This is a genomic window from Reichenbachiella sp., from assembly GCF_965223055.1.
GTDB lineage: Bacteria > Bacteroidota > Bacteroidia > Cytophagales > Cyclobacteriaceae > Reichenbachiella.
This window is the reverse complement of record NZ_CBDCVM010000010.1, coordinates 117,444-129,607: the sequence shown is the minus strand read 5'-3', so window position 1 is coordinate 129,607 and position 12,164 is coordinate 117,444. Positions and strand designations below refer to the sequence as shown.

The following is a 12,164-nucleotide window of genomic DNA, read 5'->3' as shown; positions in this document are numbered from 1 at the left end:
AATATTATCTTAAATATGATTCAAAACGAACTATGCTAAGAAATAATATAACTATTTGTAGATTTTTTATTTAACCTTAGAGATCGTCACCCTAGTCTTACTTGCAATAAACTGATTCCAGCTTTTTTGCCGCTCAGCATTTAATACACGGGGAAATTTATGTTGCCCTCCTTCCTTACCTTGACTTCGCATCCAGGAATAAAATATGGATGAAGGAAGAAATTCAACGAATAATTCCTTAAGCGCTGCATGTCGTTCTACACGATAATCGTCATTTAGTTGTTTAAGGTTCTTGTCTAGCTGCTTTCTAAACCTACCTTTGTTCACAGGATCATCTGTTCCAATATACCACCGATGAGCAAAGAGTGAATCAAATGATTCTCCACAAACTGTGAATTCTTTGACGGTTATTTCCAGCTGGCTAGCAGTCAATTCTAGTGCCTCATTCATATTGTCCAATGACAAGTGTTCCCCACAAAGACTCAAAAAGTGTTTGGTTCTACCTTTGATAATAATCTCTGCTTCTTTTTTATTTGTAAACTCAATCACATCACCAACTAAATACCGCCAGGCTCCTGCGTTGGTACTGATCAACAAGGCATACTCCTGTCTCTCTTTTACTTCTTTTATGTTGATGGTTTCAGGGTCTTTCTCTAACTGACCGTTCCTATCAAAGTTGCGATTAGTAAAAGGAATGAATTCATAAAAAATCCCATTGTTCAAAATCAATTTCATGGCAGAATGATTGGGTTTATCCTGAAAGGCTATGAATCCTTCCGATGCCAAATAGGTTTCCATATAATGGATGGACTCTCCTAGAAGCTTCTCAAAACCTCTTTTATAAGGTTTAAATGACACACCACCATGAACAAATATTTTCAAGTTTGGCCAGATGTCGTGTATGGTCTGCACCTTATAGTGCGCAATTATCTTTTCTAACAACAATTGTATCCATGAAGGCACCCCAACCAATACACCCACATTCCAATCTTTGGCCTTATGCACCATTTCTTCCAATTTGGTATCCCAATCTGAAGCCTTAGCAATTCGCTTTCCAGGCTTGGCAATTCCTTGCAACCAAATTGGAATCTGTCCAGTAGTTATTCCACTAAGGTCGCCTTCGAAATAGGTTCCATTGAACTTCAAGTCAGTACTTCCTCCTACCATCAAAATGTGAGTTTCGTAATACTTAGAATCAATCTCTAACTTGGACAAGGCCAGCAACTGGCGCACACCCGCTTTCTGCATAGATTTCAGTGCCTCCTTAGTCACAGGAATGTATTTAGAAGGTGCGCCTGAAGTACCAGAGCTCAAGGCGTAATATTTCACTTTGCCTGGCCAACACACTCCTTTTATCCCTTCTCTAGACTTAGACCACCATTCTTCACTGATGCTGTTGTAATCGTGTATCGGTACATTGCTCTTGAAATAACTATAGAAGAGGTTCTGATCCTGTTCTTTAAAACCGTTCAATATGGTTTTAAAATAATGATATCGGCCGAAGTAAGTCTCCTTTGCTGCGATTAATAGTTTTCTCAGTTCAGCCTTCTGAAGATCAAAGGGAGAGGTATAATCTTGTTCTAAACTCTCTCTGAGCCTAATACCACGTTTGAGCAATGTCCCTAATATAGCCATTTGAGCTGAACATCAGATTGAAATTATTGATTCATCAAATTAGCAGAAATAATCCACTGAACTATTCTAAGTTAATTGTTATTTTGTTAATTCACGATTAAGAAATCAAGTAATCATTATGTCGGTCGTAGATCAAATACAATCCATAAATAAAGAATTAGAAAACACCCAAGCCAAACTTATTGCTGTGAGTAAAACCAAACCCAATAAGTTAATTATTGAAGCTTATGAGAACGGGCACAGGGCTTTTGGTGAAAACAAAGTACAGGAGCTGGTAGATAAAGCCGCAGACTTACCTAAAGATATTGAATGGCACATGATTGGTCATCTGCAACGAAATAAGGTGAAGTACATTGCTCCATTTGTACACCTCATTCATGGCGTAGATACTATCAAACTACTCAAAGAAATTAATAAAGAAGGCCGGAAAAATGATCGAGTCATCCCATGCTTGTTACAAGTGCATATTGCAGCAGAAAGCACCAAATTCGGGTTTAGTGAAAGTGAAATTGAAGAGTTTCTAAAATCGGGTCTGTTAGATGAATTTAAACATGTGGTAATCGTAGGCTTGATGGGCATGGCGACGAATACTCCTGACCAAATTCAGGTAAGAAAGGAATTCGCAGGATTGAAATCCTTTTTTCAAACGATTAAATCCGAATACAATCATCCCCAATTAGATTTTAAAGAAATTTCTATGGGAATGAGTGGTGACTACCAAATGGCTGTCGAGGAAGGCAGTACGATGGTAAGAATTGGCAGTACCATTTTTGGAGCCAGAAATTACGCTAATAAAGAATAAACTCATTAAAGCTGAACCTTCGAGCCAAACCCTCTGACATAAGATAGAGCTGCTATTACATTTCCGTTTTTGGTTATGGTCCCGTCGAAGTCTCGTCCAAAAATGAAAGTCAATTTTTGATTCTTGCTCACTTCATATGAGGTGTTGAGTGTAAATCTCCAGGAGTTTTCAATTTCTGATACAGAAGCACTTCTATAGATTGCTTCCAAACTTCCTGAAAGTTTGTTTTTATTACCGATAATAAACCTTGCTCCTACATCTACGGTGGAAACATCAGATTCGAGGATATTCGCATTATTCTCATCAGCATAGATTTTATTTGGATTGTACATGTATCTAACCAATCCCAGCACAGAAGCTCCGGAAATTTGTCCTTCATGACCAAAAACTGTCCATATGCCCGCTTTTGTCAATGTTCCATCATCGAAACTACTATTTGGAAAATCTAATACCATACCCGCAGCTATATCCCATTTGAAACCAAACCTATCGTAAGAAAGGCCTTCTGTCAGTGATTTAATTTGAGCAAAAGTTGAATTGAACTCCTTTTCCACCTCCTCATTAATCACGTTTGATAGCACTGCGATTCTTTTTTTAAGACTATCTGCACTTTTGAAATTTCGCTCAGAAATTTCCAAGCTCATTTCTTTCTTGAGCCGTTGAATCTCTGAATCGAATTCCACCCTCGCAGCGGCAATAGAATCCAACACCGGAATTTTTTCCTCCTTCAGTTTTCTTATGTTTAGAATTTTTGAACGAAAGTCTTTATCTAAATCACCCCGTGCCAGAGAAAGTTTAATTCCCAAACCAAATTGCTGTGAAGAAACGGCCACGTCATTTTTGGCCGAGTCCAGCGACTGCGTAGCCACAGAAAACACTAAACTTTGCTTGAGGTTAGACTTAAGGTTGACATTGTTATAATGTTCATTGGTTTTCGAATTATAATTCATGAAATCGTTCAACTCCTTCCTAAAGGGGGAGTAATCGAAAGCAAAGCTGGTCGGCAGAGAGGAAAAATCGTCAGAGGATTGTCTAATCAACCCAACCAATTCGTTCCTATCTGAAGGTTTTTGAATGTCTGAATCAGATATGCCAAGCAAGTTGGCTGCGGGCGAAGAGGGTGCTTGAAGCATTTCTAAATCTAGCGATTCTTTCTCTTGGTCATCATTCTGCGCCATTGTAGATAATGAAGACAGTAAAACAATTAGGCTTAGAAAATATTTCATAGTTCTATTCTTAATCATAAAAGCCAATTACTGTTGTAAAAACGTAAGTTTCTCCGTCATCAGAGTCCTGTTCCAATGCCCATGATTTCTTTTCCTCTCCCCCTCGAAGAACCACTTGTTGGCTCACCAAGTCAAAGTCAGTCTGAATATCTGTCAGAAGTGATCTTATTCTTAATTCCTTGCCAATGAGATCCTGATTTGATCCTAACTCTAGCTGGAAAGATTCGTGCACGGTTTTCACCTCAACATCGTCAATAGTCACCCTGGATGTGCATTGTTGATTTTGCCCAATAAACACCGTAAGTTTTACCGGGCTCTCATTCTTATCGAGCAGATAATAGTCATAGATAGATTTGGCCATTATGATTAAGTTTAGATGATAAATTTTATTTTGCTGAAGGATCGGTGGCGCCTTTTCTTAGATTCATCAGCCGGTGGAGCAAATTGAACCAAAAAGGAGCACCTAAGGATAAGGCCAAGGCAGTGACGACAAGACCGAAAAATCGAAACCAGTTGAATAGCAATCCAAAAATATATCTCCACTCTGTAGTAGTGTCAATTTGGACATATTTACTATCTGAACAATAATGGCCAATGGCCCAGTTGGCCGCATCTACCACTACATGAGCCGGGAATTGTATTCTACCTAGTGTATCTAAGGGTAGCGAATCTGGAAGAAAAACACCCATTCCTAAGATCGAATTGGCAGACTCCATGTCATTCATCAATTCACGTTTTAAATTCATCAATGAATCTAGCCGTTCATTGTACCGGGCTACCAACACAGAATCATTGTTACTGAGTTTAAGCGCAGTGGAATCCTTGTTGACCCGCACTGTATCTGGTAACAGGATAGCATATTTATCATAACTGTTGTTTTCCAAATAAGCACTGGCCAGATCCACTATTTCGGCCCTTGCATTAGTATCAACAGAAAGTTTCTTTACAATTGAAAACGTATCCACATTAAAACCCCAGGCAATAAAAAAGCCGATTACAAAGAGAATTTTTTGCATTCTCTGTCGATACCATTCAGTAGTCTGCTCCATGGTACGATCAAACCAACTTTCAAGTGAAGATTTAAATGCCAACAACTGTTCTTCCGCATTGGTTACGGACACCTCACAGTCCTCCAACACACTCAATATATACGCGGAGGTTGACACACCCAATATCCGCTCGGTATCTGGTACATGGTTTGGGTCTGTGGTTGGTAAGGCCAGACGTTGCAATCCAGACTTTATTTTATCCACTTCTGAAACTCCAGCACCCTCAACTGAGGCCTGAGCTTTCACATTATCCATAATAACCTTAGCAAAATTGGCAGCTTGAATGGCCGATGGGCCTAGGTTACTTTTTCTACCCAAATATTTGATTTCCTGATGATTATAAAATCGTTCGATCAGGTTTCCCTTAAAATCTTTCGGAAAGAAATTAATCAATTCCATTAGACGAGGGAATTTGGACAATTCACTCGACGATTCGTCATTAATCATTCGATTGATAGCTTCTTTCAGATTTCTAGCTCGCAGCGTGATGGCGGTGGCAAAAATTTCAGCAACCAGAGATGCCAATAAGCTATACAATAAATAAATGAACACCAGTCCAATGGCCACATCCAAAGCAACGCTTCCAGTCATATTAGTAAAGGTTTAGGAGAAATAAATCAGATATACACCTGGGAATACCAGAGTAGTTCGGCGCAGTTAACGATTCGGGAATTGTGTTCACTTTCAGGAATGTCGGCTTGACCCAATTTCCCGAAAGCCACTTAAAGAAGTTGCTCATCGTAGGTTAGTTTTGGTTTATACGGCCAATTTAGAGCAATTACATAGAATTTTCAATACCAAAATTCATGTATTTGCTACATCCAATAGAATAATAAGATTACTCGGCTTGCCATCCATCCAATAGAAGTTGTGCTCCTGCAGGATTAGTGGCAAATGGAATATTGTGCACATCACACAGTCTCATTAGCATCTGGATATCAGGCTCGTGTGGGTGCTTGCCCTGTGGATCACGAAAGAAGAATATGAGATCCATGTTGCCCTCAGCCACCATAGTAGCAATTTGCGCATCTCCACCCATAGGGCCGGAAAGTAGTTTTCTCACTTTCAACCCGGCCTTCTCGGCATGCGACCCTGTAGTGCCTGTGGCCACTATATCGGCTTTGGCCATTCGATCCTTATTCTGAAGTAAGAAGCCAACCATTTCGGCTTTTTTTCCATCATGGGCAATTACTGCTAGTCTCATGTTTTTATATATTACAACTTTCCTAAAGTTATAAACTTTAGGAAAGTTTATATCCTACTTATCTCCACTCCTTCCACTGATTGATCAAACTATTAGTCGATCCATCATGAGTATTCACTTTTTCGTCGTTTTGAAGTTCAGGCAATATTTGACCTGCCAGCTGCTTGCCAAGTTCCACTCCCCACTGATCAAAACTGAATACATTCCAAATGACGCCTTGCACAAATATTTTGTGCTCATACATGGCGATTAGGGCACCGAGGTTAAAAGGAGTGATTTTTTTAATTAAGATTGAATTCGTTGGCTGATTACCTTCAAATATTTTGAAAGGCAACAGAGCATCGATATCCTCCTCTTCCATACCAGTCTTTAACAATTCATCAATGACCTGATCTTCCATTTTACCTTTCATTAGCGCTTCAGTTTGCGCAAAGAAATTGGCCAAAAGTTTCTCATGATGATCGCTCATTGGATTCTGACTCTGTGCCGCTGCAATAAAGTCCGATGGGATTAGTTTAGTCCCCTGGTGAATCAACTGATAAAATGCATGCTGACCATTGGTACCTGGTTCTCCCCAGATGATCTGTCCAGTTTGGATGGCTATTGGCTCTCCATTTCTGTCAATAAATTTACCATTGCTCTCCATGTCTCCCTGCTGCAAGTAGCTGGCAAATCGATGCAAATACTGATCGTAAGGTAAGATGGCATGCGACTCCGCACCAAAAAAATTGTTGTACCAAACACCCATCATAGCCAATACTACCGGAAGGTTGTTTTCAAATTCTGTTTCACGAAAGTGAATATCCATGGCTTCTGCCCCATCCAGCAACTCTCTAAATTTGTCATATCCGATCGCGCAAGCGATAGACATACCGATGGACGACCAAAGGGAATATCTTCCTCCTACCCAGTCCCAAAATTCAAACATATTGGCAGAATCGATACCGAAGGCCTCTACCGCCTTTTTGTTAGTAGAAAGTGCAACAAAGTGTTTAGCGATGGCACTTTCATCTTTAGCAATTTCCATGAACCAATCTTTCGCGGAATTGGCATTCGTCATTGTTTCCTGGGTAGTAAATGTTTTAGAAGCGATGATAAACAACGTTTCAGCAGCATCCACTTTTTGTAATACCTGATGTAGGTGGGAGCCATCTACATTCGACACGAAGTAGGAATTAATATTTTCTTTTTGGTATGGCTTTAACGCCTCTGTGACCATATAAGGTCCCAAGTCAGACCCACCAATGCCGATGTTCACAATGTTCTTAATCACTTTCCCATCAAATCCTTTCAATTCTCCGGCATGTAACTTACCAGTGAAAGTCTTCATCTTGTCCAACTCCTTTTGGATCAACGGACGAACATTCACGCCATCTACTTCGAGCGATTCTTGACTATTACTTCTTAGCGCAGTGTGCAGCACCGCTCTATTTTCGGTCTCATTGATTTTTTCGCCAGCGAACATGGCTTCTATCGCATCCTTCAATTGACAGTCTTTGGCCAACTGCATCAGCAAATCTTGCGTCTTGTCCGAGTAAATGTTTTTAGAATAGTCTAGCAAAAAGTCCTTCCACTGAATGGAGAATTTACTGAATCGTTCAGGATCATTTTCGAACATATCGATGATTGGGTCTTTCGAAATGTCCTCGTAATGGTTTTCTAGGGATTCCCACGCTTTGGTTTCGGCGGGATTTACTTTTGGAAACATATTAGTTAAAGTCTATTGGGAGTATCATGTACCAGTCTTCACAAAGACTGCAAAAAGCAGATTGTGTGTAATGGTCACATGGACTCCATGTAAATTAGTGTTTTAGTGCATCAATAATCAATTCATCAAGCATTTTCAGGTCAATGTCATGATGAGATTCTATGATCAAATGAGCTTTACTTAAATCCTGATTTCCAGAATTCAAATTGCGATAACCGATACATTTCATACCTGCAGAAATAGCTGCCTGTACGCCATGTTTAGCATCTTCTATGACCACACAATTTTCCGGATTTACATCCAAAGTTTTTGCAGCCAATAAAAAAATATCAGGATTGGGTTTTGTCTTTTTTACATCCTGGCTACTCACATAGCCTTCGAAGTAATGGGTGATGGCAAATTTATCTAAAACCAATTTAATATTCTCTCTTGAAGCAGAAGAAGCTACAATCATTTTTGTACCATTAGCTTTGATACGATCTAGCAACGTTAAAAGGCCATCGATCGGGTCAAAATCATTTTCTCTTAGGGCACGAATATAAGCTTCATCGCCTTCTATGGTCAAATCCTCTGCGGTAGCATCCAGACCATATTTAGCAATATGCCCGGTCCAGAGATCCCAGGTTCGCATGCCCACATATTTGGCATGCTCTGACTGCGGGTAGTCAGTCACACCAAAACGTTTCAAAATTTCGAATTCTGTTTCATAGTGGATGGGCTCACTGTCCATGATGACTCCATCCATATCAAATATTACGGCTTCTAGCATTGCTTATGGATTAGGCGGCAAAGCTAGAGAAGATTTGAACAAATGAAAGGAGATGACTCTATAAGTCATACTTGAAATTCTAAACCATAAAAATCCGTTATAACTAAAGCCATTTCTTCCTTTTCAGGATATAAAAGATCGTAACACCAATGATTCCCATACTGGACAACACCCCAAAATATCCATACTCCCAATCCAATTCAGGCATGATATGAAAATTCATACCATAGATTCCTGCGATGAAGGTCATCGGGATAAAAATAGCTGACACAATGGTGAGGGTTTTCATCACACGGTTCATTTCATTGTTTTGATTGGTATGGTGTAGGTCCATAATGTCTCTCAACATTTCTCGCGAGGTGTCACAAAAAGCCAAGATGTTTTTAACTTGATCTTGAAGGTCATGTAAGTAGGCCTGATTGGCCTTCCTCAAAAATTGTGCTCCTTCCGTTTTCATATTGGTAACGGCATCGAGCAAGGGCAACGTGTGACGTCTGATCAGGTTTACATTTCTCTTGATATTGATTACTTCCTTCATGACATCATAGTTGTCATTGGTTAATATCTGATCCTCAAGTTCTTCTATTTCAAACCTTAGTTTTTCAGCAATTTGCGCATAACTACTAACGATCGCATTGAGCACCTGATAAAACAGATAATCCACTGGATTGGCACGAATAACACCCAGAGCACTTTTGATTTTATTGCGAAGTTCATCGAAGACATCTCCTGGCAAACCCTCCTGAAAAGTGATCAACACATTCTTCTTTAATACAATGCTAATCTTCTCTTGACTGATCACATTTTCTGCATCTATGGATAGCATATTGGCTGAAAAGAAAATATAATCATCAAACACTTCAAATTTTGGCAACGATTCTACGACCAATATGTCCTCCAGTGTAAGTGGATGAAATTCATTAAGTTGAATGACTTCCTCCAATATTTGCCGATCGTGACTTTCAATGTCTAGCCATGAGATCTTCTTTGTTTTTTCTATTTGCTGAAACGCATCCTTAGCCGTAATTCCTTCTTCCTTATAATGTGCTGTTTTGTTGTATTGAATAAGTGTAAGCATAGTTAGATTTATATCAGCAATAGTGTCATTCATAGTACTCAGGTTTATAAAGAGCAGATAATAAAATACCCCACAATCAAATATCTAACCTCTCATTTTGTATAAAAATCAAAAAATTAAAAGTGAGATTAGCAATTCAATAACAATAGCAAAAACAAGAATGTAAAAATAGAACCAAGAAGAAATCCAATACTTGAGGACCGTTTTCTTCCAACTCTGATTATACACTCTTTTGAAGGATAGGAACGAATAGATAAAAACAGTAAACACGGTTATCATCATAATCCATTCATGTACCTCCTCCGACTCAAAAATCCAATGCACGAATACTATGGCTACTCCATAGACTAGGAAGGCAAAAGTGTGTAAATGAATGGTATGAATGAGGTGGTTGACATAGAGTGTTTTTCTTCTAGCATACATCAGTTTGAGCAAGAGTGCAAAGACTGGAATAAGAACAAACATCATCACAGATAGGTTCTGAACAATCTCCGACACTAGTGTCTCCTTATCTCGTTTGTAAATACGAATAATCTGTTTAATTGTCAATCTGGTAATCGCACCCCTATCTTCAATTTTCAGTGAATCATAAAGAGCCTGTTCACTTATGCTATTATCATTGAGTTTCTCATACAGTAGTTTCCACTGCCAATTTTTCAAAGGCCAGGAGTTTTCATCACCTTCTGCCAGGGAATCACCATCTAGGCTAACCATGATTGGCGGAGTATTCTTTATGGAGTCCATATTGAATTCAACCTCATTCTGAATGGCAGTTTTTACTGAATCCGCTTCCGGTGTATCAAATGCCTGACTAAATTCACGGGTCAAATCACCCATCATACTATTGAGAACAAAAAAGTAAAAGAAACTGACAATGATGTATAATCTAATGGGGTTCGCGTAAGTAAACCGTTTCCCCTCATTGTATTTCTTGGTAAGCTCTCCTGGTTTAAAGAAAAATGGAAAGAAGGTATGCGCAAGCCTTGAATCGAATGAGAAAAAATTCTCAAATAGATCCCGACTTAGTTCCTTAAAAGAAACATTCTTGTCATCATTCTGCTGACCACATAGTGGACAGTAGTTGTACACCTCATCAAGCGGCGTATGGCAATTGAGACAGTTCTTAGTCTTTCGCAGTGCCCGCATTTACTCTGGGGTATCTTCTTTTTTTACAAAACGATTCAGCAAAAACGCGCCACCCCACAGTCCAAGCGCTACAAGTGAATACTCCAATTGATAATATTGAGTTCGCAAACTGAAATAAAGGAAGACGACCGCCCCCACAAAAAGTATCCAATAAACAGATTTAAATAATTTTTCTTTTGACATGCTTAGCTGACTTCTTTTACTTTCAGAGAAGTTCCCTCCTCACCGATCACTTCTATTTTTGCTCCCTTATCGATGTAGCTCCCACGGGTATAAGCATCATAGATTTCATTTTCAATTTCCACTTTTCCACTTGGGCGCAAAATGGTATATGCCACTCCTGTTTTTCCCAATAAGGAGTCTTTCTTGAAATTGGACGTGTATCCGGAGGACTTATCTAATGTAGTTTCGAGGGCTATCCTTTTGAATAATCCAGACTCTGTCAAACGAACGCCTCCAATAAACATTACTATGAATGACCCAATCAGCCCTAAGAAAGTAACTAATACGGCGGTAGTCAAATGACCTGACGGCACAAAAGAAAAATCGAAATAGTCATTGTTAAGCATCACAAGAATCAAAGAAGTGACCATCAAGGTAATCCCAGATACTCCCGCCACACCAAACCCAGGAATCACGAAAATTTCTAGCACCAACAAAACAACTCCCAAAAAGAAAATAATGATCTCCCAGTTTTCGGCCAGTCCATTGAGATAGTATGGAGTAAAATACAATATCAGTGCAATCAATGACGCCAATATAGGAAATCCTACACCCGGTGTTTGTAGTTCGAAATAGATACCGCCTAATATGACAAGGATCAAAATTCCACTCACAAATGGATTGATAAAAATGTTTATGATTTTTTCTGCACCTGAAAGCTCAAACTCATAGGTCACAAAGTCATCAACACCAGATCGGCTCATGATCTCCTCTATTCCAGACACCTGAGCTTCACAAAATCCATGTTTGATAGCTTCAGATGTAGAGAACGTGATCACTTTTCCTTCTGTAGATATGCTATCCACTTCCACATCCTGATCTACCATTGCTTCCGCTATTTTAGGGTCACGACCATTGGCTTCAGCTGTCGAACGCATAATCGATCGCATATAGGATTGATATTTATCCGGTGCAGCGGCTCCATCCTGAGTCACTACGGTAGCCGCACCTATACTCGCACCTTTAGCCATGTAGATGCTATCGCAGGCGATGGAGATCAATGCTCCGGCAGAAGCTGCATCCTTGTTGATATACACATAGATGGGTTTTTCGAATTCCAAGACTCGCGTTCGGATATCATCGGCATCGTTGAGCGCTCCTCCGTAGGTATCCATTTCGATGATCACAAAGTCGGCTTTCCTATTGACAGCCTCTTCCAAAGCCAGTTCTGTATAGCGATTGGTACGAGGATCAATGTCAGCATCCAGTTTCATCACAAAGACCAAAGGACTAACCTTAGTACTATCCGAAGCTAAGAGCAACACGGAAAAGCACATAAAAATCAACAATAAAAGAAGGAGGCGTTTGTTCATCAATGATTACAT

At 39.5% G+C, this 12,164-nt stretch carries 12 protein-coding genes; 1 reads left to right on the top strand and 11 read right to left on the bottom strand.

Features of this window, described 5'->3' with window-relative positions; all coding sequences use genetic code 11:
- Positions 1-66 precede the first annotated feature (66 nt).
- On the bottom strand, positions 67-1,635 hold the full coding sequence (locus ACOQO5_RS08430; protein ID WP_420581250.1) for a GH3 family domain-containing protein: 1,569 nt from the start codon (positions 1,633-1,635) through the stop codon (positions 67-69).
- A 118-nt stretch (positions 1,636-1,753) separates the two neighbouring features.
- Between ACOQO5_RS08430 and ACOQO5_RS08425 the strand changes: the two genes are divergently transcribed.
- Positions 1,754-2,437 carry a YggS family pyridoxal phosphate-dependent enzyme gene (locus ACOQO5_RS08425; protein ID WP_420581249.1) on the top strand — a complete coding sequence of 228 codons (684 nt, stop codon included), beginning with the start codon at positions 1,754-1,756 and terminating at the stop codon, positions 2,435-2,437.
- A gap of 5 nt (positions 2,438-2,442) precedes the next feature.
- Here ACOQO5_RS08425 and ACOQO5_RS08420 read toward each other — a convergent pair whose 3' ends face one another.
- The 10 genes from ACOQO5_RS08420 to ACOQO5_RS08375 all read right to left on the bottom strand — a co-directional run bounded on the left by ACOQO5_RS08420 (position 2,443) and on the right by ACOQO5_RS08375 (position 12,152).
- Complete coding sequence (locus ACOQO5_RS08420; protein ID WP_420581248.1) at positions 2,443-3,663, bottom strand: hypothetical protein; 1,221 nt, start codon at positions 3,661-3,663, stop codon at positions 2,443-2,445.
- A 10-nt stretch (positions 3,664-3,673) separates the two neighbouring features.
- Positions 3,674-4,024: a hypothetical protein gene (locus ACOQO5_RS08415; protein WP_420581247.1), complete on the bottom strand. Its 351-nt coding sequence runs from the start codon at positions 4,022-4,024 to the stop codon at positions 3,674-3,676.
- A gap of 25 nt (positions 4,025-4,049) precedes the next feature.
- Positions 4,050-5,303 (bottom strand): hypothetical protein, encoded by a 1,254-nt coding sequence (locus ACOQO5_RS08410; RefSeq protein ID WP_420581246.1) that lies wholly within the window; start codon positions 5,301-5,303, stop codon positions 4,050-4,052.
- Positions 5,304-5,550: 247 nt separating this feature from the next.
- Positions 5,551-5,916, bottom strand: coding sequence for a methylglyoxal synthase (locus ACOQO5_RS08405; RefSeq protein ID WP_420581245.1), 366 nt, complete (start codon positions 5,914-5,916; stop codon positions 5,551-5,553).
- Between the two features lie 58 nt (positions 5,917-5,974).
- A complete protein-coding gene (pgi, locus tag ACOQO5_RS08400) occupies positions 5,975-7,624 on the bottom strand; it encodes a glucose-6-phosphate isomerase (RefSeq protein ID WP_420581244.1) in 1,650 nt (549 codons plus the stop codon).
- A 94-nt stretch (positions 7,625-7,718) separates the two neighbouring features.
- On the bottom strand, positions 7,719-8,393 hold the full coding sequence (locus ACOQO5_RS08395) for an HAD family hydrolase (protein ID WP_420581243.1): 675 nt from the start codon (positions 8,391-8,393) through the stop codon (positions 7,719-7,721).
- Between the two features lie 103 nt (positions 8,394-8,496).
- On the bottom strand, positions 8,497-9,504 hold the full coding sequence (gene corA, locus ACOQO5_RS08390; RefSeq protein ID WP_420581242.1) for a magnesium/cobalt transporter CorA: 1,008 nt from the start codon (positions 9,502-9,504) through the stop codon (positions 8,497-8,499).
- 75 nt (positions 9,505-9,579) lie between these two features.
- A complete protein-coding gene (locus tag ACOQO5_RS08385) occupies positions 9,580-10,617 on the bottom strand; it encodes a DUF3667 domain-containing protein (RefSeq protein WP_420581241.1) in 1,038 nt (345 codons plus the stop codon).
- The gene (locus ACOQO5_RS08380) at positions 10,618-10,800 is read right to left on the bottom strand and encodes a hypothetical protein (protein ID WP_420581240.1); all 183 of its coding nucleotides are present in this window, start codon (positions 10,798-10,800) and stop codon (positions 10,618-10,620) included.
- Positions 10,801-10,802: 2 nt separating this feature from the next.
- The gene (locus ACOQO5_RS08375; RefSeq protein ID WP_420581239.1) at positions 10,803-12,152 is read right to left on the bottom strand and encodes an NfeD family protein; all 1,350 of its coding nucleotides are present in this window, start codon (positions 12,150-12,152) and stop codon (positions 10,803-10,805) included.
- Positions 12,153-12,164: the final 12 nt, after the last annotated feature.